18 protein-coding genes, 7 tRNA genes and 1 pseudogene are annotated in these 26,548 nt (G+C 37.6%); 2 read left to right on the forward strand and 24 right to left on the reverse strand.

Going from position 1 to position 26,548, the window contains the following annotated elements:
- Nucleotides 1-9: 9 nt before the first annotated feature.
- The 16 genes from rpsG to HCD_RS02975 form a co-directional block, all read right to left on the reverse strand.
- Nucleotides 10-477 (reverse strand): 30S ribosomal protein S7, encoded by a 468-nt coding sequence (gene rpsG / locus HCD_RS02900; RefSeq protein WP_014659102.1) that lies wholly within the window; start codon nt 475-477, stop codon nt 10-12.
- A 15-nt stretch (nt 478-492) separates the two neighbouring features.
- A complete protein-coding gene (gene rpsL / locus HCD_RS02905; RefSeq protein WP_014659103.1) occupies nt 493-879 on the reverse strand; it encodes a 30S ribosomal protein S12 in 387 nt (128 codons plus the stop codon).
- Between the two features lie 71 nt (nt 880-950).
- The gene (locus tag HCD_RS02910) at nt 951-9,632 is read right to left on the reverse strand and encodes a DNA-directed RNA polymerase subunit beta/beta' (RefSeq protein ID WP_014659104.1); all 8,682 of its coding nucleotides are present in this window, start codon (nt 9,630-9,632) and stop codon (nt 951-953) included.
- A gap of 232 nt (nt 9,633-9,864) precedes the next feature.
- Nucleotides 9,865-10,242, reverse strand: a complete 378-nt coding sequence (gene rplL / locus HCD_RS02915; protein ID WP_014659105.1) for a 50S ribosomal protein L7/L12 — start codon at nt 10,240-10,242, stop codon at nt 9,865-9,867.
- A 45-nt stretch (nt 10,243-10,287) separates the two neighbouring features.
- Nucleotides 10,288-10,770 carry a 50S ribosomal protein L10 gene (rplJ, locus tag HCD_RS02920; protein WP_014659106.1) on the reverse strand — a complete coding sequence of 161 codons (483 nt, stop codon included), beginning with the start codon at nt 10,768-10,770 and terminating at the stop codon, nt 10,288-10,290.
- A 113-nt stretch (nt 10,771-10,883) separates the two neighbouring features.
- Complete coding sequence (gene rplA, locus HCD_RS02925) at nt 10,884-11,588, reverse strand: 50S ribosomal protein L1 (RefSeq protein WP_014659107.1); 705 nt, start codon at nt 11,586-11,588, stop codon at nt 10,884-10,886.
- A gap of 58 nt (nt 11,589-11,646) precedes the next feature.
- On the reverse strand, nt 11,647-12,072 hold the full coding sequence (rplK, locus tag HCD_RS02930; RefSeq protein ID WP_014659108.1) for a 50S ribosomal protein L11: 426 nt from the start codon (nt 12,070-12,072) through the stop codon (nt 11,647-11,649).
- A gap of 17 nt (nt 12,073-12,089) precedes the next feature.
- On the reverse strand, nt 12,090-12,617 hold the full coding sequence (nusG, locus tag HCD_RS02935; protein ID WP_014659109.1) for a transcription termination/antitermination protein NusG: 528 nt from the start codon (nt 12,615-12,617) through the stop codon (nt 12,090-12,092).
- A 30-nt stretch (nt 12,618-12,647) separates the two neighbouring features.
- Nucleotides 12,648-12,827 carry a preprotein translocase subunit SecE gene (gene secE, locus HCD_RS02940; RefSeq protein WP_014659110.1) on the reverse strand — a complete coding sequence of 60 codons (180 nt, stop codon included), beginning with the start codon at nt 12,825-12,827 and terminating at the stop codon, nt 12,648-12,650.
- A gap of 125 nt (nt 12,828-12,952) precedes the next feature.
- Nucleotides 12,953-13,028: transfer RNA gene (locus HCD_RS02945), tRNA-Trp, on the reverse strand.
- 33 nt (nt 13,029-13,061) lie between these two features.
- Entirely contained in the window at nt 13,062-13,220 is a 159-nt protein-coding gene (rpmG, locus tag HCD_RS02950) for a 50S ribosomal protein L33 (protein ID WP_000865160.1), read from the reverse strand.
- Nucleotides 13,221-13,255: 35 nt separating this feature from the next.
- Entirely contained in the window at nt 13,256-14,455 is a 1,200-nt protein-coding gene (gene tuf / locus HCD_RS02955) for an elongation factor Tu (protein WP_014659111.1), read from the reverse strand.
- Between the two features lie 135 nt (nt 14,456-14,590).
- Nucleotides 14,591-14,665 (reverse strand) — tRNA-Thr (locus HCD_RS02960).
- A 32-nt stretch (nt 14,666-14,697) separates the two neighbouring features.
- Nucleotides 14,698-14,774 (reverse strand) — tRNA-Gly (locus tag HCD_RS02965).
- A gap of 15 nt (nt 14,775-14,789) precedes the next feature.
- Nucleotides 14,790-14,874: transfer RNA gene (locus tag HCD_RS02970), tRNA-Tyr, on the reverse strand.
- Nucleotides 14,875-14,899: 25 nt separating this feature from the next.
- Nucleotides 14,900-14,975, reverse strand: a tRNA-Thr gene (locus HCD_RS02975).
- Between the two features lie 182 nt (nt 14,976-15,157).
- On the opposite strand from HCD_RS02975, the gene HCD_RS02980 reads away from it, so the two are divergent.
- On the forward strand, nt 15,158-16,900 hold the full coding sequence (locus HCD_RS02980) for an ABC transporter ATP-binding protein/permease (RefSeq protein ID WP_014659112.1): 1,743 nt from the start codon (nt 15,158-15,160) through the stop codon (nt 16,898-16,900).
- Between the two features lie 18 nt (nt 16,901-16,918).
- Here the strand turns inward: HCD_RS02980 and HCD_RS02985 are convergent.
- Nucleotides 16,919-17,579, reverse strand: a pseudogene (locus HCD_RS02985) (HAD family hydrolase).
- Between the two features lie 132 nt (nt 17,580-17,711).
- On the opposite strand from HCD_RS02985, the gene HCD_RS02990 reads away from it, so the two are divergent.
- Nucleotides 17,712-18,182 carry a DUF1104 domain-containing protein gene (locus HCD_RS02990; RefSeq protein WP_014659115.1) on the forward strand — a complete coding sequence of 157 codons (471 nt, stop codon included), beginning with the start codon at nt 17,712-17,714 and terminating at the stop codon, nt 18,180-18,182.
- Between the two features lie 172 nt (nt 18,183-18,354).
- Here HCD_RS02990 and HCD_RS02995 read toward each other — a convergent pair whose 3' ends face one another.
- The 7 genes from HCD_RS02995 to HCD_RS03025 form a co-directional block, all read right to left on the reverse strand.
- Nucleotides 18,355-20,595 (reverse strand): outer membrane beta-barrel protein, encoded by a 2,241-nt coding sequence (locus HCD_RS02995; RefSeq protein ID WP_014659116.1) that lies wholly within the window; start codon nt 20,593-20,595, stop codon nt 18,355-18,357.
- 148 nt (nt 20,596-20,743) lie between these two features.
- Nucleotides 20,744-20,830: transfer RNA gene (locus HCD_RS03000), tRNA-Leu, on the reverse strand.
- 69 nt (nt 20,831-20,899) lie between these two features.
- Nucleotides 20,900-20,986, reverse strand: a tRNA-Leu gene (locus HCD_RS03005).
- Nucleotides 20,987-21,062: 76 nt separating this feature from the next.
- Complete coding sequence (locus HCD_RS03010; protein WP_014659117.1) at nt 21,063-21,374, reverse strand: F0F1 ATP synthase subunit C; 312 nt, start codon at nt 21,372-21,374, stop codon at nt 21,063-21,065.
- Between the two features lie 119 nt (nt 21,375-21,493).
- On the reverse strand, nt 21,494-23,560 hold the full coding sequence (locus tag HCD_RS03015) for a polyribonucleotide nucleotidyltransferase (RefSeq protein ID WP_014659118.1): 2,067 nt from the start codon (nt 23,558-23,560) through the stop codon (nt 21,494-21,496).
- 2 nt (nt 23,561-23,562) lie between these two features.
- Entirely contained in the window at nt 23,563-24,267 is a 705-nt protein-coding gene (locus HCD_RS03020; RefSeq protein ID WP_014659119.1) for a phosphoribosyltransferase, read from the reverse strand.
- Nucleotides 24,268-24,282: 15 nt separating this feature from the next.
- The gene (locus HCD_RS03025; protein ID WP_014659120.1) at nt 24,283-26,544 is read right to left on the reverse strand and encodes an LPS-assembly protein LptD; all 2,262 of its coding nucleotides are present in this window, start codon (nt 26,542-26,544) and stop codon (nt 24,283-24,285) included.
- Between the last annotated feature and the right edge of the window lie 4 nt (nt 26,545-26,548).

A 26,548-nucleotide genomic window follows, 5' to 3' on the forward strand; every position in this document is an offset into this window, starting at 1 on the left:
TAACTCCAATTACCAGCGATAATGTGCGAACGCTTTATTCGCCTCTGCCATTTTATGCACATCTTCTTTTTTCTTAAAAGCTGCACCTTTATCACTAGCCGCATCCATAAGCTCATTAGCCAATCTATCTACCATCATTCTTTCATTGCGTTTTCTAGTCGCTTCCAAAATCCAACGGATTGATAGCGACTGCTGGCGGCTTGCTCTTACTTCTACAGGCACTTGATAGGTAGCCCCACCCACTCTCCTGCTACGCACTTCAACTAAAGGACGCACTCTCTCTAGGGCTTTTTCAAAAATCTCAATACCTTTTTCACCACTTTTCTCTTCAATCTTGTCAAAAGCTTTATAGATGATTTTTTCAGCTACGCTCTTCTTACCATCAAACATCATTTTATTGATAAACTTAGTAACTACCTTGTTTCCATAAACAGGGTCTCCCAAAACTTCCCTAACCGGTGCTTTTCTTCTTCTCATGTCTCTTGTCCTTTTTTACTTCTTGTCTGTTGCTTTAGCTCTCTTAGTTCCATACTTAGAGCGTGAAACCGTTCTCTTGCTAACCCCTGCAGTATCTAAGGCACCACGAACAATATGATATTTCACACCCGGTAAGTCCTTCACCCTACCACCACGCACTAATACAATGGAGTGCTCTTGTAGGTTGTGTCCTTCACCCGGAATGTAACTAATCACTTCAAACTTACTGGTCAAACGAACCTTAGCAACCTTTCTTAAAGCCGAGTTAGGCTTTTTGGGAGTAGTTGTATAAACCCTAGTACAAACCCCCCTTCTTTGGGGGCATTCCACTAATGCAGGTGATTTAGTTTTTTTAACCACCTTTTTCCTTTCTTTTCTAATCAACTGATTGATAGTAGGCACTATTTTTCCTTATTCTAAAATTTTGAAACTATAAGTTCATCTATTTTACCCTAATTTTTCTTTTAAAATTCTTAACTAATTTTTTTGTCATCTCTATCTTCAAGTGCTCTAAGCACAATTTTCTTATTTTTATACATACCCGTTCCAACAGGAATCATTCTTCCTAGAACAACATTTTCTTTCAAGTCTTCTAAGAAGTCTTTCTTCATCGCAATACTTGCTTCAGTTAAGACCTTAGTTGTTTCTTGGAAAGATGCGGCTGAAATAATACTATCACTTCCGATAGCCGCTCTAGTAATCCCTAAAAGCACCGGTTCTGCAATCGCTGGCTCACCTTTTAAGGCTATCACACGAGCGTTCTCTTCCTTGAAGAGTTTTTTGCTAATTAAATCACCTTCAATAAACTTGCTGTCCCCACTATCTAAAATACGCACTTGTCTTAGCATTTGAGACACAATGATTTCAATGTGTTTATCAGCAATGCTCACCCCCTGCCTACGATACACTTGCTGGACTTCACTCACAATATATTTGTAAAGCTCTTTTTCGCCACTAATCCTTAAAATATCATGGCTAGAGATAACCCCATCTGTCATGGCTTCCCCAGCATGCACAAACTCATCAGTATGCACTAAAATTTGCTTACCTTTATCTACGAAGTACTCTGCACTACGCCCATCTTTAGAAGTTACAATGATGCGTTCTTTATTGCGTATGGGTTTACCAAAGCTTACAAGACCATCAATCTCAGAAAGGATGGCAATATCTTTAGGCTTGGGCTTTCTTGCTTCAAAGAGTTCAGAAACCCTTGGAAGACCCCCAGTAATATCCCTAGATTTAACGGTCGCTTTAGGAATCTTAGCCAGCACTTCAGCTTGCTCCACATTAGAGCCATCAGCCACCGCAATAGAAGTCTTTGGCTCTAAGAAATAACGCACCTCTTCGCCATTAGCCCCTTCTAAGAACAAGCTTGGCTTGTATCCGCTTGGAATGTAATCATTCACCACTAAGCTGGTTACACCTGTATTTTCATCTTCTTTTTCAGCAACCGTAACTCCTGCAATAATATCTATAAACTTCACGCAACCCTTAAAATCCGCAATAATAGGGGTATTGTAAGGATCCCATGTCGCAATAGTGCTTAAAGCATCTGTAGTGGGCTTAGAAATAATGCTGTTAGCACTAACTTCACTATTATCATCAATTAAAATCTCAGAACCCCTAGCGATATAATGACGGGTGGCCTCTCTATCATTCTCATCAGCTACAACTGCAAACAAGCCTTTCTCACTAACAATATCGCCCTTTTTGATTCCATGGGTGCGTTCTAAATGATTCGCTTCTAAGACATAGTATTTAATAGTGCCTTTTTCTTTAGCATGAATATCTTGTGCAATAGGGTCATTATCCTTAACCAACAACTCACTCGCATAAGGAATACGATTAGGCACATTCCAGCCTTCTTGGATAATATCTGCAATGCTACCCCCTTTATGCACTTTATACCCATTAGCATAAGGTAAATACACCTTGCCTTCAATTTTACCACCAACCCCAGCTAACTCGCTTGGTTTGACAATATCACTTCTTCTCAAAACAAATTTGGCTTCTTGCTCGCTATTTTTCACGCTCACAATGACTTCTTCATAGACCGTTTCAATATGCAACTCCCCATCAAAAGGCGCTTTAATCTTAGGCTCTACCACTAAAACAGAAGCGTTACGGCGGTTTGCTACGATGCTTTTGCCCTCTTTGTTAGTATAAGTTTTGAGATTGTAAAAACGCACAAAACCTTCTTTGCTTGCCACAATTTCACGCTCATCTTGACTCCTACTCGCTGTTCCGCCCACGTGGAAAGTTCTCAAGGTCAATTGGGTTCCAGGCTCTCCGATAGATTGTGCAGCTACCACACCTACGGCTTCACCTGGATAACTCATCTTACCTTCTCCCAAATTCAAGCCATAGCATTTTGCACACACACCCTTTGGTGCCTTACAAGTGATAGGGGTGCGAATGGTAATGGATTTGATACCTGCCTCAACAACCTTTTTAGCACCCTCTTCATCAATCAAAGTGTCTGCATAAAGCAAGATTTCATTTGTAATAGGGTCAATCACATCTTCTAGTAAAACACGCCCAAAAATACGCTCTTCTAAAGGTTCAATAAGCTCGCTACCTACAGCAATATCAGTGATTTCAATCCCTTCATGCGTGCCACAATCATCAGTTACAACCTTAACATTTTGTGAAACATCAATCAGTTTTCTTGTCAAATACCCCGCATTTGCCGTTTTTAACGCCGTATCAGCCAAACCTTTTCTAGCACCATGCGTTGAGTTAAAGTATTCTAAGACATTCAAACCCTCTTTAAAGTTAGAAATAATAGGCGTTTCAATAATACTGCCATCAGGCTTAGTCATAAGACCTCGCATGGCTGAAAGCTGGCGGATTTGAGCTGCACTTCCCCTTGCCCCACTATCAGCCATCATATAAATGGAGTTGAAGCCTTCTTTATCCTGTGCAATAGCTGTCATCATTTCTTTACTCATTTTGTCATTGACTTCAGTCCAAGTATCAATGATTTTATTGTAACGCTCTTGGTCAGTGAGTAATCCTTGGTCGTATTGTTGCTGGATTTTCTTCACTTCAACTTTGGCTTTTTCTACCATTTCTTGCTTGTCTTTTGGAGTGATAATATCTTCCATAGAAATAGAAATACCAGCCTTTGTGGCATACCTAAAGCCTAGCATTTTTAAATTATCTAAAAATGTAGCTGTAATACCGATACCGCCGACTTTATGCACATAATCTACAAGCACACCGATATCTTTCTTCTTCATGGGTCTGTTCCACAAATCAGTAGGAATAAAATCAGGCAAAATAGATTTTAAAATCATACGCCCTGCACTCGTGGAGATAATACTTCCCTTATCCAAAACCCTAATTCTTGCATGAATATCTAGCTCTTTAGTGTCAATAGCTGTGATGATTTCATTCACGCTAGAAAAAAGCTTGTGTTCGCCCTTTACCCCACTCTTTTCTAGAGAAAGATAGTAAAGCCCTAAAACCATATCCTGACTAGGAATAGCTACCGCCTTACCACTAGCTGGCAAAAGAATATTCATAGAACTCAGCATAAGCACCTTACATTCTGCGATAGCTTCCTGACTTAAAGGCACATGCACCGCCATTTGGTCTCCATCAAAGTCCGCATTAAACGCTGAACACACAAGCGGATGCAGTTGAATGGCTTTACCATCAATAAGCTTTGGATGGAACGCTTGAATGGATTGCTTGTGCAAGGTTGGGGCACGATTAAGCAGCACCGGATAGCCTTCTGTGATTTCTTGCAAGCACTCCCACACTTCATTGCTCTTTTGCTCAATCATGCGTTTAGCTTGTTTGAGCGTAGTGGCATAGCCTCTCTCCTCAAGCTTGGATAATAAATGCGGTTTAAAGAGTTCTAGTGCCATATTTTTAGGTAGTCCGCACTCATCCATTTTGAGATTAGGCCCTACTACAATAACGCTTCTGCCTGAGAAGTCTACACGCTTACCCAAAAGATTTTGTCTGAAACGCCCTTGCTTACCCTTAATAATTTCACTAAGCGATTTTAAAGGACGCTTGTTAGCTCCCTTGACCGCATTGCTATTACGCCCATTATCAAAGAGTGCATCCACGGCTTCTTGCAACATTCTCTTTTCGTTACGCACAATAATTTCTGGAGCACCTAATTCCATTAAACGCTTTAAGCGTTGGTTACGATTGATAACACGACGATACAATTCATTCACATCGCTCACCGCAAATTTTCCACCATCTAGTGCAACCAAAGGCCTTAAATCTGGTGGTAATACCGGTAATACTGTAAGCATCATCCACTCAGGTCTATTGCCAGAATTTAGGAAGCTTTCTACCACTTTTAAACGCTTAATGAGTTTTTTCTTTCTTGCATCCGAGTTGGTTTCTTTGACTTCTTCTTTTAAGCTTTGTAATAAAACAATCAAGTCAATTTCTTCTAGCAAATCCTTAATAGCTTCGCCACCCATTTGAGCCACAAAGCCCCTATCTTCATACCTTCGTGAGATATTTTGATACTGCTCTTCATTCAAAATATCATACTTTGCTACAAGTTTAGCACCCTCATTATCATAAGCAGCTTCACCTGGCTCTTTAACAATGTAAGCCTCATAGTAAAGCACACGCTCTAAATCCTTCATTTTAACGCCTAAAAGCGTGCCGATACGACTGGGTAAAGAATTGACATACCAAATATGCGCCACAGGAGTTGCTAATTCAATATGCCCCATTCTAAAGCGTCTTACTTTTGAATGTGTAATAGCCACACCACATTTCTCACATGTGCCAATATCTTTAAAGCGGGGCTTTTTGTATTTACCACACAAGCACTCATAATCTTTGGTAGGACCAAAGATTTTCATACAAAACAAGCCATCGCGCTCGGGCTTTAGGGTGCGATAATTAATAGTCTCTGGCTTTTTAACTTCCCCATAACTCCAAGAATGGATTTTTTCAGGGCTTGCTAAAGTAAGCTGGAAAGAGCTAAAGTCTTTAGGCCTGTCATCTTCTTTAATCACAATGGCTTTAGGCGCTCCGTCTTCATCAACATCATCTCCAAAGATATTAATATCTAAAGCGAGCGATTGCAATTCTTTTGTCAATACATAGAAAGTCTCAGGAATTTCGCTCTCGCCTACTTGCTCGCCCCTAGCGATAGCTCTATAAGCATTCTCTCTACCCTTAATATCATCAGATTTAATGGTAAGCATTTCTTTTAGAGTATGAGCCGCACCATAAGCTTCTAAAGCCCACACTTCCATTTCACCAAATCTTTGACCTCCAAAGAGCGCTTTACCACCAACAGGTTGGTGCGTTACCAAGCTATAAGGTCCTGTGCTTCTAGCATGGACTTTTTCATCAACAAGATGGTGTAATTTAAGCATATACATGTAGCCCACATTCACACGCTCTCTCATCTTCTCGCCTGTGCGTCCGTCATACAAATCCATTTTGCCATCCATTGCAATCTTGGCTAACTCAAATAGTTTGTGGAATTTTTCTTGCGAGATACCTTCAAACACAGGAATAGCAAGCTTAACACCCTTGCTCCAATCTCTAGCGTATTCTAAAAGCTCTTCATCAGAACAGCTTTCAAGAGCTTTAATGGTTAAGGGGTCTTTTTCATTGACAGCGTTAGCAATTTCTAACATTTTTGCACGCAATTCTTTAACAAAATCCTGAGTTTTATTTTCTAGCATGCAAGCGATTTGCTTTCCAAACTCTTTACCCACTAAGCCTAAGTGCATTTCTAAAATTTGTCCGATATTCATACGACTGGGAACGCCCAAAGGATTTAGCACAATATCTACAGGCTCTCCATCAGCGGTATAAGGCATATCAGCAATAGGCACGATATTAGACACAATCCCCTTATTTCCATGCCTTCCTGCCATTTTGTCGCCCACTTTAAGCTTACGCTTGGTAGCAATATAGAGCTTGACTTTCTTAATCACACCATTAGGCAAAATATCATCTTTTTCTAAAATAGAAAGCTTTTCTTCATGCTCTTCGCCCAAAACTTTCTTTTGCTCTAAAAAATTATTTTTGGTTACTTCATACTGGTTTTGCACTTCTTTAGAATATTTTTTCACCAAACTTGCTAAAGTGAAGCGATTGATAGAAGCGATTTCTTCTTTAGGAACTTGCTCGCCTTCTTTATAGTCTTTACCATTATGACTGAATGGCTCTTCTAAAATCGCTTGCGAAAGAAGCGAACTAATACGCAGTAGCTCTTCTCTATTAAGCATGGTCAAGCGGTCAAAATGCTCCATATCAAGCTTAGCTTTATCTTCTTCATACGCACTTAAGACTCGTGCATCTTTCTCATAGCCTTTTTTAGTGAATACCTTTACATCAATAACTGTGCCTTCTAAACTCGGAGGGCAATACAAGCTCTTATTGACCACATGCCCAGCCTTATCCCCAAAAATCGCCCTTAAAAGCCTTTCTTCTGGGGTGCTTTTAATCTCACCCTTAGGCGAAGTCTTACCCACTAAAATCATGCCCGCACTCACATAAGTGCCTACTTTAACAATCCCACTTTCATCAAGATGAGCAACTTCTTCTTCTTTCACATCAGGAATATCTGCGGTAAATTCTTCCACGCCATGCTTAAGCTCTCTGGCATCAACTTCTTTTTCATAAATGTGTGTGGAAGTGAAAACATCATCTTTAGTAATGCGTTCACTCACCACAATCGCATCTTCAAAGTTATAGCCATTCCAAGGCATAAACGCTACACGCACATTTTTTCCTAAGGCTAATTCGCCTCTATCCATACTAGGACCATCAGCGATGATTTGCCCTACTTCTACTCTATCGCCCACTCTAACAATAGGCACTTGATTGAAACTTGTATTTTGGTTGGTGCGTAAGTTTTTTTGTAAAGAATACGCATCAATATAAGCTTCTTCTTTACCTTCGCCTAAAATATAGATATTTTTAGCATCAATTTTTTCTACTACACCGGCACGATTTGCCTTAATCGCTCCCCAAGAATCCCTAGCGATAATCTTTTCAATCCCTGTTCCTACAATGGGAGCATCACTTCTTAATAATGGCACTGCTTGGCGTTGCATGTTTGTTCCCATTAAAGCACGGTTCGCATCATCATGCTCCAAGAAAGGAATGAGTGATGCAGCTACACCTACAAGCATGCTAGAGCTTAAATCCATTAAGGTAACCTTGCTCTTTTCATTGAGAACAATCTCGCCTTCCACACGAGTCTCAATCAAATCGCCTAAAATATTACCTTCTTCATCAATGGGGGTGCTTGCTGGAGCAATCACATGGCTGTCTTCTTGAATAGCGGTCAAATAGATAGTCTCGCCTACTACCTTGCCATCTACAACCTTCTTATAAGGGGCTTCAATAAAGCCTAAATCATTCACTCTTGTGAAGGTTGAAAGGGTGTTAATCAAACCGATATTTTGACCTTCTGGAGTTTCAATAGGACAAATTCTGCCATAATGCGTAGGATGCACATCTCTAGCTTCAAACCCTACTCTATCTTTAACTAATCCGCCTTCACCCAGTGCTGAAAGACGGCGCTTGTGCGTAACTTCACTCAAGGGGTTAGTTTGGTCCATAAATTGTGAAAGCTGACCACCCATGAAAAATTCCATAATGGTGCTAGTAATCATTTTAGAATTGACTAAATCATGGGGCATCAGCGAATCAAAGGCTCCGCTCATGGTAGTAAGCTTGTCTTTAATAGTCTTTTGCATTTTCACTAAGCCTGAATGCAATTCATTTGCTAACAGCTCACCCACCGCTCTAATCCTACGATTACCTAAGTGGTCTCTATCATCAATTTTACCCTGATTATTTTTAATCTTCATAAGATATTTAACGGTAGTGATGATATCTTCATGCGTTAAAGTCGTAATATAATCAGGCACATGCAAACCTAATTTATGGTTCATCTTCATACGACCTACCATGGTCAAATCATAACGCTCTGGGTCAAAGAAGAGTTGCTTGACAAATTGCTTAGCCACTTCAGTCGTAACAGGCTCACCTGGTCGCATAACCTTATAAATGCGAATAGCTGCCAGTGCGTTTTCATCATCAATTTTTTCAGTTTGCTTGAGTAATCTCAAAGACTCATAATCAGCCAAGAAAGAATGAATGATTGAAGCATCATGCCCTAGAGCTAAGTCATTGATAATCACAAACTCTTGCACACCTAAGTCATGGATTTTTTCTAATTTATTCTTATCCAGCTGAGTGAGCATGTCTAGTAAGACTTCTTCTCCTGCCATAATAGGCTCAGCCAAATAACGATTAAGTAAAATATCCATAGGGTATTCAACCCATTCTAAATGATTCTCTTTAAGTTCTTTGATTTTTCTTGAAGTAAGCTTCTTGCCCGCCAAAAGGATAGTCTTACCTTGAGGGTCTTTTAAATCAAACTCCATTCTCTGATTTGCATCTAGCGAAGCAAACGGAATCAAATACTTATCATTTTCATAACGCACTTTCACCAGCGGATAAAACATTTTGATAATATCTTGTTTTTGATAATCCATAGCCCTAAAAAGAATAGTAACAGGCACTTTACGGCGTTTATTGATACGAGCATACAAAACATCTTTAGCATCGTATTCAAAGTATAGCCAAGAGCCTCTATCTGGAATAATTTGTCCTGTATAGATTAACTTGTTTAAAGAAGTGCTAGACTCTTCTTCTTTAAAGATAACACCAGGGCTTCTATGAAGTTGATTGACTACCACACGCTCTACCCCATTGATAATGAATGAAGTGCGGTCTGTCATTAAAGGAATCTCACGAATAAAAATGCTTTGCTCTTTAATATCCTTGACACCAGTCTTTTCGCCACTTTTTGCATCTTTTTCCCACAAAATCAAACGCACCTTGATTTTTAAAGGAACAGAGTAGGTAATACCCCTCTCCATCGCTTCTCTGACGGTGTATTTAGACTTACCAAACTCACAACCTGCATATTCTAAAGTAATGCGATTTTGTGCATCTTGAATAGGAAAAACGGATTTAAAAACTTTCTCAATCCCACTCTCTCTGCCGTCTTTGGGAGACAAAAAAGAATCATAACTGTCTCGTTGCAATAACAATAAATTAGGAACTTCTAAATCTGTTGGGGTCTTTGTAAAATCAGCTCTCAAGCGGTTTTTAAGGGAAATTTTTGTTGCCATATTCTAAGCCTTTATCAAAAATTTTGAATTATTTAATGCATTTAATTATATCTAAGTAAGCATTGCAAAAGAATTTTTAAACTTTACAATCATAATCTATGATGAAGAAATACCAAAACCCGTCTGCAATACTAACCACTTTAGGCCACACGCTCACAAACAAAATCATGGAGCAAAATCATCTGCCATACTAGAGCAAAGAAAGACACAAGGTCTCTCAAAATTTTAGGTTTTACTTAACTTCAACCTTAGCACCTACTTCTTCAAGTTTCTTCTTGATAGTTTCAGCTTCTTCTTTATTTACGCCCTCTTTAAGGACATGGGGAGTCTTTTCTGTGGCCTCTTTAGCTTCTTTTAAGCCAAGTCCAGTGATCTCACGAACTACTTTAATAACCTTAATTTTTTCAGCACCACTATCAGCCAAAATCACATTAAAGTCTGTTTTTTCTTCGCTCTCAGCACCAGCACCACCAGCTACAGCACCACCAGCTACAACCGTTGGAGTCGCACTCACACCAAATTTTTCTTCAAACATTTTCACTAATTCAGAAAGTTCTAAAACACTCAATGAACCAATATATTCTAACACTTCTTCTTTTGAAATTGCCATAATTCAATCCTTCAAATATTCTTAATTAAAGCCATAAAAAGGCTATTAGTTTTCTTCTTTAGCGTTACGCAAATTGTCTAAACCGGTAACAAAATAGCGTGCTGGAGCTGTCCAAACAGAAAGCAACATTCCCATAAGCTCTTCTTTGCTTGGAAGTTTTGAAACCGCTTCCACATGAGCAACGCTAACACTTTCTTTATCAAACAAGCCTGCTTTTAATACAAAATGGTCTTTATGCTCTTTTTGAAAAGCAAACACGAGTTTAGATAGGGCGATTTGGTCATCTCCCCACAAAAACACATTAGTTTCTTTCAAATCCAAATGGGCACAACCAGCCTCTTTCATGGCAATATGGGCAAGAGTATTTTTAATAACCTGCACCTTAATGCCCTGAACACGAGCCTTGTTCCTTAAAGTTTCTAGCTTACTAACACTAAGACCCTTATAATCACAAACTAGAAGAGCCTGTGCATCAGCAAATTGTGCCTTTAAGTTAGCGACCAGTTCTATCTTATGTTGTTTTTGCATCTTTCCTCCTTTCTAGACTAGACCTCTGCAAGATTATCTTTTTTCAAAGAAATTTTAAGCTTCCTTAGCTCTTACGATCTTCAGCCTAAGATAAACTTCTAAAAACTACTATACTACTTAATATCCATCAACTCCTGTGCATCCAAACTCACTGAAGGCGACATGGTAAGCGAAAGGGCAGCATTTTTGATATATTTACCTTTCGCACTGCTAGGCTTCAAGCGATTGATTGTTCTAACAAACTCAAGCATATTCTCTCTAATTTTTTCCTCAGAAAAACTCACCTTACCAATGGGGGCATGAACATTACCCTTTTTATCTACTCTAAAGTTTACTTGACCGCTTTTAGCATTAGTTACTGCCTTAGCAACATCCATTGTAACGGTTCCGGTTTTTGGATTTGGCATTAAGCCCTTAGGACCTAAAATCCTACCAACCTTACCCACGACAGCCATCATATCAGGCGTTGCGATAACCATATCAAAATCAATACGACCATTTTTAATTTCTTCAGCTAAATCATCGCCACCGACCACATCAGCTCCAGCATTCTTAGCCTCATCTTGCTTAATATCTTTCGCAAACACAGCCACTCTCACCTTTTTTCCTGTTCCATGAGGAAGCACTACGGCACCACGAACCATTTGGTCAGCATGTCTTGGGTCTACTCCCAATCTTAATGCCACTTCAACCGTCTCATCAAACTTCGCTGAAGCAAGAGACTTTACTAATCCTACACCCTGTTCCACATCATAATTCTTATCGTTTTCAATTTTAGAAAAAAGCTTTTCTAGTCTTTTAAATACTTTTTTTGCCACTGGTCTAATCCTTAAAAATTCTTTTAATTTAAATTCAACACAAACGAATTAAAAATATTCAATCTATAATCTCTACACCCATGCTCCTAGCACTGCCCATAACGATTTTCTTTGCCGCTTCCATTGTGCTAGTATTTAAATCTTCCATTTTCAGTTGGGCAATCTCTTCTACTTGCTTATGCGTGAGCTTTGCAATCTTATTTTTGAGCGGATTATCAGAACCCTTTTCAATTCCTGAAGCCTTTTTTATCAAATCAGTCACTGGGGGCTTTTTAGTAATAAAGGTAAAACTCTTATCCTGATAAACCGTGATAATAACTGGAATGTTAAAACTTCCCATGTCTTTAGTCTTCTCGTTAAAAGCTTTACAAAACTCCATGATATTAACACCTCTCTGACCTAGTGCTGGACCCACAGGTGGCGATGGATTTGCTTTTCCTGCTGGAATTTGAAGCTTGATTTCTCCGACTACTTTTTTAGCCATAATATCTCCTTAAAAAGTTATATAATCTTTTCTACTTGTGAATGTAAAATCTCTATTGGAGTATTTCTACCAAAAATAGAAACATTAAGTTTGAGTTTGCGATGCTCAACATCATATTCCTCTACCGTGGCGGTAAAGTTTGCAAAAGGCCCTTCTACCACACGCACCACCTCTCCTTGCTCAAAAAAGATTTTTGGCTTAGGTGCTGCACGATTGTTCATTTTTTCCAAAATATGTCCAATATCAGCTTCGCTCAACGGGGTCGGCTTCTTATTTTCCCCAATAAAGCGACTTACTCTAGGCAAAGATTGTATCTTATGCCACAAAACAGTATCCAAATCCACTTTAATAAAAACATATCCAGGATAAAGACTGCGCTCCGTTACCTTTGTTTTGCTTTTTTTAGAAACTTCAATAATATCCTCAGTAGGCACGATAATCTCTTGTATCCTATCTTTGATATTATTGTCATTCGCTAAGTTTTCAATCGCTCTCTTAACGGATTGCTCACTCCCTGAATAAGTCTGTATGGCATACCAATCCATTGCAATTCTCCTTACTTAAAAGCCACCAGCTTACAAGACACTAGAGACAAATGCCCCTAAAGAAAAATCCAACAAAGCTAAAAACAATGTAATAATACTCACCACCACTAAAACAGAAACAAGTGCATTGCGTATCTGCTCTTTAACAGGAAATATTACCTTAGAAAGCTCTTCTCTAGCCAATCTATATTGCATGAGCCATTTATCCATGGATTCTCTCGCCCTTATACTTAAAATACATAAAATGAATTTTTAATTCTAGCTAAAAATAGCTTAAATAAAAATTAAAACAACCCTAATTTAATACGAATGATTTAATTGAACTAGATAATAAATGGCAGGCCAGGAGGGACTCGAACCCCCAACAACCGGTTTTGGAGACCGACGCTCTACCATTGGAGCTACTGACCTAAAACCTCTCCCCCATGACAGCACAAAGAGAAACTAACTCTTAAGCTTCACTTCCTTATGAAGCGTATGCTTGTTTTCTCTAGGGCAGAACTTCTTAAGCTCCAGTTTTTCTGTATTAGTCTTGGCATTCTTAGTCGTGCTATAATTGATATCTTCACAATCAGAACACTTCAACCCTATTTTAACTTTCATAACAACTCTTTTCTTACGAATTTACTCAAGTAAGATTATTCAATAATCTTACTGACAACACCAGCACCAACTGTTCTTCCACCTTCACGAATCGCAAACTTGGTTCCCAACTCTAAAGCAATAGAACTAATCAATTCCACCGTGATTTTCACATTATCACCAGGCATAACCATTTCTACACCTTCAGGAAGTGTGATAGAGCCGGTTACATCAGTTGTGCGTACATAGAATTGAGGACGATAATTTGTAAAGAAAGGAGTATGCCTTCCACCTTCATCTTTAGAAAGAACATAAATCTCACCTTCAAATTTCTTATGCGGAGTGATAGAACCTGGCTTACAAAGAACCATACCGCGCTCTACTTCTTCTTTCTTTGTCCCTCTTAAAAGCACGCCAACATTATCACCTGCCTCACCCTTATCTAACTCTTTCCTAAACATTTCCACGCCCGTTACGGTAGTCTTTTGCGTGTCTCTGATACCAACGATTTCTACTTCATCGCCTACTTTCACCACACCTCTTTCAATCCTACCTGTAACAACAGTGCCTCTACCTGCGATTGAGAACACATCTTCAACAGGCATCAAGAAAGTTTTCTCTGTATCTCTTTCTGGAGTAGGAATATAAGCGTCTACTTCAGCCATGAGCTTAAGCACTTTTTCACCCCACTCACCAACATTGCCAGTCTTAGCTTCTTCTAAAGCTTTCAAAGCTGAACCAGCTACGATAGGAGTGTCATCACCGGGGAACTCATAAGCACTCAATAACTCACGCACTTCCATCTCTACAAGCTCTAACAATTCCTGGTCATCAACCATATCTTGCTTGTTTAAGAAAACAACGATATGAGGCACGCCAACTTGACGAGACAACAAGATATGCTCTCTAGTTTGAGGCATGGGGCCATCTGCTGCAGAAACAACCAAAATCGCTCCATCCATTTGTGCCGCACCTGTAATCATATTCTTTACATAGTCAGCGTGTCCGGGACAATCCACATGTGCATAGTGTCTGTTCTCTGTCTCATACTCAATATGAGAGGTCGCAATGGTAATTCCTCTTTCTTTTTCCTCAGGGGCATTATCAATATTATCGTAGTCTTTCATTTCTGCAAGACCTTTTAAAGAAAGCACCGCAGAAATCGCTGCACTTAAAGTAGTTTTGCCATGGTCAACATGCCCAATGGTTCCAATATTAACATGTGGCTTGGTTCTATTAAACTTCTCTTTTGCCATTTGTATTTCTCCTTAAATTTTTTTAAAATGGATTTTAGATTATACTAAACAAAATCCTTAAAATACACCCAACTATCACTATAATTAGGACACTTTCTAAAATTTTGTTTCATCACCATTCAAGAGATTATAAACTGGAGCCTATAAGCGGAATTGAACCGCCGACCTCTTCCTTACCAAGGAAGTGCTCTACCCCTGAGCTATATAGGCGTCTCAAAATCTAAAGATGTCGTCCTAAAAAATGGAGCGGGAAACGGGGCTCGAACCCGCGACCCTCAGCTTGGAAGGCTGATGCTCTAGCCAACTGAGCTATTCCCGCATCACTACAAAAACATGGTGGTGAGACGTGGATTCGAACCACGGAAGACATAGTCAGCAGATTTACAGTCTGCCCTCGTTGGCCACTTGAGTATCTCACCAAAAATTTTGAAAATAACATTCTACTGGAGCTGGCTAAGGGACTTGAACCCCCGACCTGCTGCTTACAAGGCAGCTGCTCTACCAACTGAGCTAAGCCAGCAATCACTCTTTATTAACACTATATAGCTAACTTTAAGACTTGAAATTATAGCAGATTTATACCTATCCTGTCAAGAAATAACAGCAAAAACAAGAAATAACACAAGGTATGAGTTAAAATTTAGCTATAATCTAAGCTAGACATTTATATTTTCACTAGAGGGAATTACGGATTTTTAAATTATGACAAAAAAAACCACATCAAAAAAGAAACATAAAATCTCTACCTTAAAATACTTTTTGCGTTCTCTTAGGCAAATCTTTACATTGGTTAGCAGAAGAGAAAAATTAATTTTTCTCCTGCTTGTAGCTATGTCTGTTTTTTCTTCCTTAATTGAAGTTGCATCTCTTACAGCTCTTATGCCCTTTGTTTCAATCGCTTCAAACCCTAATACAATTCTAGATAGTCACTTCTATAAAAAGATTTATGACTTTTTTCATTTTTCTTCTCCTATTCATTTTATGTATTTTTTTAGTTTTGCTCTTGTAGGGCTTTATATTTTTAGAATGCTTTATGGGGTTTTCTTTACCTATTTTAGGGGACGCTTTTCAAACAGAAAGTCTCACGACTTAAAACAACAGCTATTTTTACACCATATTAAAAACAACTACTTATCACACCTTAATTACAACTTAGATTCTATAAGAGACATTATCAACAATAAAGCTGAAGGCATGTTTGCAAGCTTTAATGCATTTTTAAATCTCCTTACTGAACTAACCGTAATGATTGTATTTTACTCAACACTTTTAATAACAAACTGGAAAATGACACTCATTTTTACTCTAGTTATCATCGCACAAATCATACTGATTACCAAAAAAATCACGGTTCTTATTCAACAAAAGGGTAGGATTGTTAATAAATCTAGAACCCAAACCCTTAAAGTTTTTTCAAAATTTTTCAACAATTTCAAAATTACTAAGCTTAAAGACAATCATGAAGAAGCCCATAAGCTCTTTGGAGAAAATAGTCGCAAAGCCCACGATACCGCAATTGTTTATTCCACCTTACAAGTTATCCCTAGATATATTTTAGAAACGGTTGGTTTTAGTTTGCTTATTTTATCCGTTGCTTACATTTTGTTTAAATATGGTGAAGCTAAAATGGTATTACCCACTGTTTCTTTGTATGCCTTAGCTTTGTACCGTATGCTCCCTTCTGTTACAGGAATTTTAAACCTTTATAATGAAATCGCTTACAACCAGCAAGCAACTAATATTGTTTTTAGAAATCTTTCTAAGCCTATCGCACAAGAAGATTTAGTTCCCCTAGATTTTAATGAAAAAATCACTCTCAAAGACATTTCTTTTTCCTATAAGCACACGCATCCTGTTTTAGAAAACTTTAATCTCACCATTAAAAAAGGTCAAAAAGTCGCCCTTATAGGTCATAGTGGATGTGGAAAATCCACACTAGCTGATATTATTATGGGGCTTACCTACCCTAAAGAAGGGGAAATTATTATTGATGAAACGCCCCTAAGTTCAGAAAATATCCGTTCATGGCGTAAAAAAATCGGCTATATTCCACAAAATATCTACCTATTTGATGGTACCGTAGGGGACAACATTGCTTTTGGAAGTGCTATTGATGAAGAACGCCTGATCAAAGTGTGTAAAATGGCACATATCTATGATTATCTATGTGAACATAGTGGCATTAAAACACAGGTAGGTGAAGGGGGTGCTAAACTCAGTGGCGGGCAGAAACAACGCATAGGTATTGCAAGAGCTTTGTATGATAACCCTGAAATTTTAGTGTTAGATGAAGCCACCTCGGCCCTAGATAACGAAACCGAAAGTAAGATAATGGATGAAATTTATCAAATCGCAGAAGATAAAACCTTACTAGTGATTGCTCATCGCTTAAGCACTATTGATCGTTGTGAGGTCAAAATTGATATGGGAAGACACAATAATTAGCTTGGGCTAATTAGCTGATTATAAATCTTTCAAATCAAACCCCTTAAAGCTCTCCAAATACTTCCCCTTGTAGCCATTTTGACCCACTAAATTTCTCAAAACTCCGCTGTTATAGCCTAAGAATGCCACTTCATTAACGATAGCACTTTCGTAGTCATTTGTGCTATCGCCTATCATTAGCATACTCCTTGGATTATAAGAATATTTTTGAATGATATTGGCAATAATCTTGGGTTTATTAGGGGGGGCTCCCTTCAATACTCTTAAAATACTTTGTAATCCCTAAAAACTCACACAGCACTTGCAATTCACTATGTAAAGCTGCTGAAGCAATGTGAAAAATATAATCTTTATAGTGCCTATCAATAAACGCCATAACTTCACTATTTAAATGCTCCCTATCAAAGAGCTTTTGTTCCATAATAGTGCCAAATTCTAGGGCTAACGCATCAATTGTAACTTGAGCTATAGGACTTTTTAAAATCTCATTGTAAAAATATTTGATTTTTTCACTCCTTGAAATCCCCCCACTTTTGTAATGATAGATTTCAAATGCCTTCAAATTCTCTTCATTGCCATTCCCATGTGCTTGAAATAACGCCTTAAACCCCGCATACTTCAAATGCATGCTATCAAAAATTACGCCATCAAAATCCCATAGAACCACTTCTAACGCCATTCACTTTCCCTCATTTGTAGGCTTATTTGGTTTAATTTTACCTTATTAAACAATCATTTTCACAATAATCTAATTGTTTTTTACGATATGATACCAATATGTATTTTTACAACCAAATAAATAAGGATTAACATGAAATATATATTGCAAAGTAAATTAGGTATTTCTATCTTAATTTTAGCCTTCTTAAACCCTAGTGTGATTTTTGCTAAAGAGTATCAACACACTCAAAAACATTCCCAAGAAATAAAAGATTTTTCAATCTATAGCAATGAAGAATTATTAGACTTCTTGGGAAAAATTGAGCCTAAGGACTTTCCAGCTTTCAAAATAGAAATGCGTAAACGCACTTCTATAATGGATAATGAAACTTATCAAAAATTCCACGACCAAATGAGTGAAAAAGCTACTAAAAACACTCAAAATCTAAGTCAAGCTGATTACAAAAAACGCCAACTTGAAATCAAAAAAATGATTCAAAAAACAGCGAGCAAAATGTCTCCAAAAGAGCTAGAAGAAAGCAAGCTTTTAAGCATGCGTTGTGATTGCGATGATGAAGAACATACCCATAGAGACCCCTACTATCTAGAGCAGTCTAACTAATATTTTTTATTAGAATCAAGTCTAAAAACCTTATACTTTTAAAGCAATTTCAATAAACTCTAGGTAATCTCTAGGCGTTTTGATTGAACTAATAATGCTCTCAATATCATTTAGCTAAAAAGCTTGAGACTTTTTAGTTTTTCTATCCTTGTATCTACAAAAAGTTTTAATTTTAAAACACCCACCCATAGTTAAAATAAATATGCATATTCTTTGGAGTTTCATTAAGTTCTACTTCGCTAATGGTTGTCTCTTGTAAAAGCCTAGCTTTTATATTTTGCTTCATTAATGGAATGCCTAAACCAATAGAAAACTTAGAATGCTTGTAACGATAATTGATTCCGGTTGTAAAATGGATATTGCCTATGTTTTTATTAAGCCTAATCAGTCCATTGCTCTTATAATTATTCCATAAGCCCCTAAACCCTCCAAAAATCCCAAAAACATTTCTCACACTATTATTGTCATAACTCGTATAAAAATCTATCAATAAATTAGTTCCTAAACCTAAGCCTGATTGTGTAACACTATTTAACACGCCCTTAAGGTTTGCATTATTGTAATTAAAAAAGCCATAATAAGACAACCCTATATAGTCATTAAAGTATTGCTGATAACCTAGCATGGCATTAAATCCTAGCATAGGGGCTTTAAGGGTTTGGCTAGTGGTGTTGTTAAGGGAGTTATTGTTATTGAGTTGGTTAGAGAGAGTGGCAAAAGCGTTGTTTAGATGCTCTTTAAACATGGAGCTTAAGCTTGAATTGATAGAGCTTTCGGCAGTGTTTTGAGTGTTTGGGGTTTGGAGATAATGAGAGTGTGCAAGCACTTGAGCTTGGGCGGATTGTTGCTTAGGTTGACAACTACGATTATTATCCACATTAATCCCCAACCAATCGCAATTTTTAGGTCTAGTGCCAGCATCATGTTTAACCTCACTTGGATTAGTAAATGATTTAAGCTGTCCGTTTTCATAATAAATAGGCAAATCTCCATCAGCACCTAATTGTATCCAAGCATCAATAGTAAGACCCGGAAAACTATCGCTATAATGTTTAGTCATGTTGCCATCATGGTTAAAATTTTTGGCAAAGCCCTTTGCATGAGCGTATTCATGAAGTACTGAGATGCTATTGGTATATAGCTTTAAACATTCCCCTCTTGATAAATCACTAGTATGTTTGCAATATTTATAATCCTTTAATGCCGGTAACTTCGCAAGGTTTATGTATTGTGATTCTACAGCAAGCAAGCCACTCCGTTGGTTTTCTAGCCCACGAACTTTAGTTTCAGGTCTTATTATTTGAAGTTTTAAACTAGTATCAGATTGAAATCTTTTAATAATCTCATCTTGAGAAATAATATGGCTTTTACTTCCATCCCAAAACTTAAAATCTGCATTTTTAACCATATCTACCCAAGTCTCTGAGTCAAAAACATACGCCAAACTTAAGAGCGTGTTAGTCCAATTTTTAGCATCCTCTGGAGTAACCTTTGTCATACAATTTTTACCACACAACCGATTATCTATTTGTGCATTACTAAACACCCCTGAAATATCAGTAAATATACTATTCACCGCATTTAAAACTCTTGCGGTATTGCTTGTATCGTTGGCTTGTGGTTTGATTTCAAAATCTTGAACACTTAATTCACCACTAAAATACTTGCCTAATTGCGGAAACTCACTCGCATTAATACTGATTTCTTTGTCTTTATCAATATTGTCAATGGTAGCGATTTTAACTTCATGTTGTTTGTTGTTTTCATCAGTGTATTTCACATACAAATCCACATTTTGTAGGTCATAAGGTAAGAAATTCTGCACTTTTATAGGATTTGTGGGATTTTTTAAGTCATAATTAACTTGAATAGGAGCTGTAGTGCTAATTTTTAGCTTAGTAATATTTTCTTTTGCAAACAAATCTGTTTTTGTAGCGTTAGCAGTATTAATTGTTTTTATGTTGCTTTCTAATTCTTGTTGCAATTGTGCGAAATTGACCCTTTCTTTGAGTGTTAAGTGTGGTTTTTGTGATTCTTCTGTTTTAGGGTTTTCATCAGCTTGTGCCTGAGAACTACCTAAAGAGATGCTTGCTTGAGATTCGCTATCTTGTTGATGAGAATATACGACTGCTTTAGAACTACCACTCTTTGAATCATCTTTTTTAAGGGGTTTATTGTTGGTTTGTGTTTTTGATGGGCTAAAACCTTGACTCAACAAGGAATGCGAATAATTATCTATACCATTATTATTTAAAGCCTTTTGCCTTTGTCTTGCTTGTAATTCACCAGTTTCAAATCCTGCTTCTATAAAAACCCCACTTTTTGGATGGGATTCTAGGTTGCTCAACAACCCTACAAGCACCAATGCTGTACTTTTGCTTAAATGAGCTAATTGATTGCTAAAGTTTTTCATAAAACTTTACCTTTTACTTCCTCTTGTTTAATCATGGTTTATCCTTTAAATAATAGTTATTTTTAAATTACTCATAATTTTAGTTAAATTTAAATTAAAAAGAGATAAAAAGCGGACTGGAAAACAAAAAATATCACTTAGATTGTAGTGGTGCCGAAGGTCGGACTCGAACCGACACGAGATTGCTCCCACCAGATTTTGAGTCTAGCGTGTCTACCAATTCCACCACTTCGGCATGCTGGCACATCAATACAGCAAAGAGTGAGATTATACCCACTTGTTCCTTAAAAGAACTATAAAGTCATGGTGCACTGAGCGAGAATCGAACTCGCACGAGATTGCTCTCACCACCCCCTCAAGATGGCGTGTCTACCAATTCCACCACCAGTGCTAAAAATTCAAAAACAAAGAGTCATTATAGCTAAAATTATGCTTTTTTAAGCAATAATTTAGCTAACCAAAAGCCCTTAGCTTAAGAATGGGTTGCTATAAATGGCGATGATAGCAAATACTAAGGTATAAATCACTTGGGCTTCAATCATTGCCATAGCTACAAACATGGTTGTAAGCAACTTACCGCCTACTCCTGGATTTCTCGCTGTGCCTGTAATGGTTGCTGCTGCTGCATTTCCCATACCAATCGCCCCACCAAAAGCTGCGATACCTAGACCAATCATAGCTCCTAAAATAGAATAAGATTTAATCATATCCATTCCACTCATATCATCAGCAAAAACAACGCCCACTAAACCAAGAAAAAATAACGCTAAAAATTTCATTTTCGCACTCCATTTTAAATATTAGGCTTGATTTTTATTTCGAATCATCCCTCTACTTTCAAAAATACAAGCAAGGGCTGATTTTAATACAAACTAGCTTAAAAACCCTTTAGAAAAGTCTAGGCTAAATCTAGGGCGATTTTACCCCTATTAAAACTGATAATCCTACACATAATGCTATCGCCTTCTTTTAAGACAACTTGGCATTTCTCTATGTTTTGCTTACGCAACAAGCCTTCGCCCCCTTTTGGCAAGCTTAAAAAGACCCCAAAATCTACGATTTTTTTCACCTGAGCTTCTAGCACCTCATCAAGGGCGTATTGCTCTAATTCTTGATTTAAAGAACGCAAATAATCCAAAATAAAGTCCTTAGCTCTTAAAACACGCTCTTTATTGCCCATGATTTTCACTTCACCACTAGGTTTATTCAAATCAATTTTAACTTCAAACTTTTCTACTATCTCTCTAATCACACGCCCCCCTTGACCGATAATTTCTACAATTTTATCTGGTGCGACATTAAAAATTTCAGTCGTGGGTAGGTTGGAAAAATTGATGACAATCTTTTCTCTGGCTTCATGCATGATTTTTAAAATATGCTCTCGTGCTTTTTTGGCTTGAAGTAAAGCTTGGTGTAAAATCTCTAGCCGAACGCCACTCATTTTGGTGTCCATTTGCATAGCGGTAATGCCTTCTAAATTTCCAGCAATCTTAAAATCCATATCCCCTTGTGCATCTTCTAGTCCACTAATATCGCTTAAAATGGCGTAGTCTTGCCCTTCACTCACCACACCCATAGCAACCCCAGCGATTAAATCATAAGTTTCTACACCGCTTGCATAAAGGGCTAAAGACCCCGCACACACGCTCGCCATTGAGCTTGAACCATTGCTTTCTAAAATCTCAGAAACCAAACGAATCACTTGCTCCTTATTTTTAATGCTTGTTTCTAAGGCTCTTTTAGCTAAATTCCCATGCCCTAACTCTCGCCTTGAAGTCGCACCGATAGAACTCGCTTCGCCCACACAAAAGGGGGGGAAATTATAATGGAACATGAAACGCTCTTTTATGGGGGCTTTATGCTCCAAACTCTCATGGGTTTGAGCGTCATTATCAGTGCCTAAGACCCCTACTACTAAACTTTGAGTTTGCCCCCTAGTGAATAAAATGGAGCTATGAGCCATAGGGAGCAAGTTGCTCTCTATTGAAATAGGCCGCACTTCTTCTAAAGTCCGCTTATCAGGGCGGATTTTATCTTTAATAATCATGCGTCTAATCTCAGTTTTTTTAACTTTCTCTAAAGCCCATTCAATTTCTTCTAAACTAAACTCTAAGTGGGCTTCACTGATTTTTTTAGCCACCTCGTTGAAAACATTTTCTCGCTCACTCAAGGCAGAGCTTTCAATGCCTTTGATGATTTCATCAAAATACTGATTTTGCAATAAATCTAGCAACCTTTCATTGAAGACAACCCCTTGGGTTTCTTTAAAAAGAAGTGTGTTCTGATAGGGCGTAAAAGTCTCTTCATAAAGCGTGCAAGTTTCTTTCAAACTCTTTTGGGCTAATTCTAAAGCTTCTAACATTAAAGGCTCTTCTAAAGCGTTTAACGCTTGCCCCAAAGAACGCATTTCTATCATGTTCAAACTTTCTTTAGAGCCTGATACAAACAAATCCAAACTAGATTGACTTAAAAGGCTTGTGCTAGGGTTGATTACAAATTCATTATTGACTCTAGCAACCCTACAAGCACTCACGCTTTTAATGGGAGCGATATGGGCTAAGTATAGAGCGGCTGAAGCGGCATTCAAAGCACAGACTTGTAAATCATTCTCAATATCATGGCTTAGAACCATTAAAGTGATTTGGGTAGGATAGCGATAGTCTTTAGGAAATAAGGGGCGTAAAGTCCTATCTACAAGCCTAGAAGTTAAGATTTCAAAATCTTGCGCTCTGCCTTCTCTTTTGACAAAACCCCCCGGAATCTTACCTGCAGCATAAGATTTTTCTAAAAACTGCACCACTAAGGGTAAAAAATCTTCATTTGCTGGCTCTCTCTCTACACACACGCTCGCTAAAATGATGGTTTGTCCTAAGCGATACATAAGAGAGCTAGTGGCTTGTTTAGCTACTTGTTTGAGAGCAAATTCTTCGACTCTGTTAGCAGAATTAATGGTTATAAAATCCATATTTAATTTTCCTTTTTTAAATTTGGCGTGCTTTTCACACCTAAATATTTTTCAATCTCTTCGTTGCCTAATTGCTTGAGTTCTTTATAATGATGCTCAATAGAGACAAAACATTCAGGGCGATACACACTAATGACCCCATCGCACAAACCTTCTAAACCTTGAGCGACATTCTGTGCGACAATGGGGGTTAAAATATAAATATCCTGGCATTCTTTTTTCAAACAAGTTTGCACGGCCAGCCCCGCTCTAAAGCCTGTTTCAATCCCCCTATCTATGATAAAAATATTTTTATCTCTTAGGCTTTTTATCGCATTGCCTTTGCGATACTGATAAATGTGAGACAAAATATCTTCTTCATAAACACGCTTAGCTTCCCCATAGACATAGTCCAAAGTGATGTCAAATGAATTGATTAAATTTTCATTCATAACTATATCCATGCTTTCACTCACTAAAGCAATCTCACATTTCGGATTTAAAGGAGCTAGGATAGGTTCTGAAAAAAGTATATCATAAGTAGCTCCAAATTTTTGTGCTAAAGCATTAACCAAGTATAAAGCATTGAAACTCAAAGCGAGCATAACGGAGTCTTTCAAGTCAATATGGCGTGTGTGGATTTCATTAATCAATTTATTCAGGGCATCTTCTTCATTAGTGAAATGCATGCTTTCAATGTCAGTGATATAACTAAAATCGGTATTCAAATTTATTCCTTATTCTTACCTACGCTTTAATGAGCGGTAAGTGATATTAGTTTTAGTGATAGGCGAAAAATCTAATTCTAGCTTAACATAGTTATTTTCTAGCACTCTTAAAGGGTGGTTAGGGTCGCTTGTGAGAATGGGGCGGCGTTGGTTGACAAATTTAAAGCCAATTCCAAAGCAACGGATTTTTTTATAAAGCCCTACATTCCAATTTAAAACCACATTGTTTCTGATATCATAACCCACATCAGCACTCATAGAAAAATAGCCAAAGTCGTTGCTAAAACCAGCCTTTAGGTAGTCAGCGGAGTTTTCTACAATCCTTTTAAAACCACTACTAAAATTGTTTTTTAAAAAATACGAGAGATTAAAGCTTAAGAATTTGCGTTGGTAATTCGCATTAAGAGAGATTTCTTCTAGGCGGTTTTGATAAAACGAATAAAAGACATTTCCAAAAATATTCAACCCCTTTAGGGGCGAAAACCCAATCTTGCTTTCTAAAGGCATTCTAAAAGGCGAAATTTTATCATCAATATCAATTTGTTGCGATACCCTAAAATACAATAACTCTTGCCCCCCTAAGCCATAAAGGTATTGTGTGAGACCTAAACTCAAAGTTTTGTTGCTCACGCCACTAGGCAAAATGCTACTAGGATTCCACACAGAATCATACAAACGCCCCCTAAAATTATAATCGCTCAAAGTCGGCGAAGTGTAGTTGTTTAAGGCTTGAGAGCTTAAGGCATACATGTTCTGGCTAAAGAGTCCATCTTTAAAGGTGTAATAAGGTATGTTAAAGATGGCTTCAAACTGAATGATGTGAAAAAGCTTGTTGTATTCCTTAGCCAAATCCGTATTCAAATAAATAGAAGAGCTTGAAGACACAAAGTTTCCAAACTCTTTAGATTGATTAGGAATACTTGGCACATAAGAATTTTTAGTTTGCATTAAAGCCACATTAGAAAGCTCAACATGATTCCAAACCCCTAAAGACAAATACTTTTTAAACAAAGAAAATTGTAAGCCCACCGGCACATTCAAGGCATTTTGCACATAGCCATAGCCGATTTCTCTTATCGTATTTTTGAACTGATAATCCACTGAATACAAAAGATTTTTAAAATACAAATGGTTTAAATATTTGTGGTATTCCAAATTAGGAATGGACTGAAAAGTGCGGTTGTTATTGATTTTGTTTAGGTTCAAAAAATACTTGATATTTAAGCCATAGTAGTGGTTCTGTGTTTGCAAATAGTAATTCGCCCTAGACATATGCGTAGCGTCTGTAATACGCCTATTGACTTTTTCAAAACGCACATAATCTAAATCATTCATGTATAAAAAGTCAATATAATGCCCATTGTCAATGTTAGAATTCAGATGAAAATACTTTTGTAAGGTGTTCCTGCTAGAGCTTAGAAATTCAAAACCATAGACATTTTGATTTCTCAAATTATAGCGTTTGACATATTTATCATAATTTCTAAAATAGCGTGCATGAAATAAAAATCTATCGTCTTTAGAGTTGATGTAGCGGGCTTCAAAGTTTAAGCCAAAACCCCTTTTATAACGCATTTGTGGGGTAAAGGTCATATCCCATGAATCTCTTGGAGCTAAATAAAAGGGTTGCAAATAAATAAAGCCATCTAAATTAGAAGTGCCAAATTCAGGGTATAAAAATCCGGTGGTTCGCTTGTTGCTAGTGGACATAAAAATATAGGGCAAATACAACACAGGAATGTCGCCGATGTAAATCTTAGGATTCCACATAGACAAATACGATTTTTGCATGTTGAATGAACCTGAAGTAGCGTTAATGTGCCAAATAGGATTATCAATGCTACACCCTGAAGCGCTCATATTTTTGATTTTATATCGCTGGTTTTTCCCACTAGCAATATCTGCACTCACCCAAATCCCACTCACGCTATCTTGAACATAGAAAGGAAAAATAATCTCGTATTTTTCATTCAAACTCAGTTTCACATAATCGGTTTTAATGAGCAAGCCTTCGCCCTTATACACTCTAATGTTGCCTTCTAATAGGGCTTGTTTGTTTTTAGTGTCATAACGCACTTTATCCGCTAGAATATACACATCATAGTTTAATAAAATCGCATTTCCTAAGGCCGTTATAACATTATCTTTAGCGCTCACTCTATCAGCAAGTATTTCAAAAATCTTATGGTTTTTTTTATCAAAGCGTTGCATGGCTACTTCCTTAGCCCCTAATACCCCTAGTAGAAAAACCCCAATCAAACAAAACAAACGCATCATCAAT

Source organism: Helicobacter cetorum MIT 99-5656 (assembly GCF_000259275.1).
GTDB lineage: Bacteria > Campylobacterota > Campylobacteria > Campylobacterales > Helicobacteraceae > Helicobacter > Helicobacter cetorum.

What these genes read in the sequence shown, in the direction of transcription:
- rpsG (WP_014659102.1), bottom strand. Translation starts at nt 477, where the DNA reads ATGAGAAGAAGAAAAGCACCGGTTAGGGAAGTTTTGGGAGACCCTGTT.
- HCD_RS02910 (WP_014659104.1), bottom strand. Translation starts at nt 9,632, where the DNA reads ATGGCAACAAAAATTTCCCTTAAAAACCGCTTGAGAGCTGATTTTACA.
- rplL (WP_014659105.1), bottom strand. Translation starts at nt 10,242, where the DNA reads ATGGCAATTTCAAAAGAAGAAGTGTTAGAATATATTGGTTCATTGAGT.
- rplJ (WP_014659106.1), bottom strand. Translation starts at nt 10,770, where the DNA reads ATGCAAAAACAACATAAGATAGAACTGGTCGCTAACTTAAAGGCACAA.
- rplK (WP_014659108.1), bottom strand. Translation starts at nt 12,072, where the DNA reads ATGGCTAAAAAAGTAGTCGGAGAAATCAAGCTTCAAATTCCAGCAGGA.
- nusG (WP_014659109.1), bottom strand. Translation starts at nt 12,617, where the DNA reads ATGGATTGGTATGCCATACAGACTTATTCAGGGAGTGAGCAATCCGTT.
- secE (WP_014659110.1), bottom strand. Translation starts at nt 12,827, where the DNA reads ATGGATAAATGGCTCATGCAATATAGATTGGCTAGAGAAGAGCTTTCT.
- rpmG (WP_000865160.1), bottom strand. Translation starts at nt 13,220, where the DNA reads ATGAAAGTTAAAATAGGGTTGAAGTGTTCTGATTGTGAAGATATCAAT.
- tuf (WP_014659111.1), bottom strand. Translation starts at nt 14,455, where the DNA reads ATGGCAAAAGAGAAGTTTAATAGAACCAAGCCACATGTTAATATTGGA.
- HCD_RS02980 (WP_014659112.1), top strand. Translation starts at nt 15,158, where the DNA reads ATGACAAAAAAAACCACATCAAAAAAGAAACATAAAATCTCTACCTTA.
- HCD_RS02990 (WP_014659115.1), top strand. Translation starts at nt 17,712, where the DNA reads ATGAAATATATATTGCAAAGTAAATTAGGTATTTCTATCTTAATTTTA.
- HCD_RS02995 (WP_014659116.1), bottom strand. Translation starts at nt 20,595, where the DNA reads ATGAAAAACTTTAGCAATCAATTAGCTCATTTAAGCAAAAGTACAGCA.
- HCD_RS03010 (WP_014659117.1), bottom strand. Translation starts at nt 21,374, where the DNA reads ATGAAATTTTTAGCGTTATTTTTTCTTGGTTTAGTGGGCGTTGTTTTT.
- HCD_RS03015 (WP_014659118.1), bottom strand. Translation starts at nt 23,560, where the DNA reads ATGGATTTTATAACCATTAATTCTGCTAACAGAGTCGAAGAATTTGCT.
- HCD_RS03025 (WP_014659120.1), bottom strand. Translation starts at nt 26,544, where the DNA reads ATGATGCGTTTGTTTTGTTTGATTGGGGTTTTTCTACTAGGGGTATTA.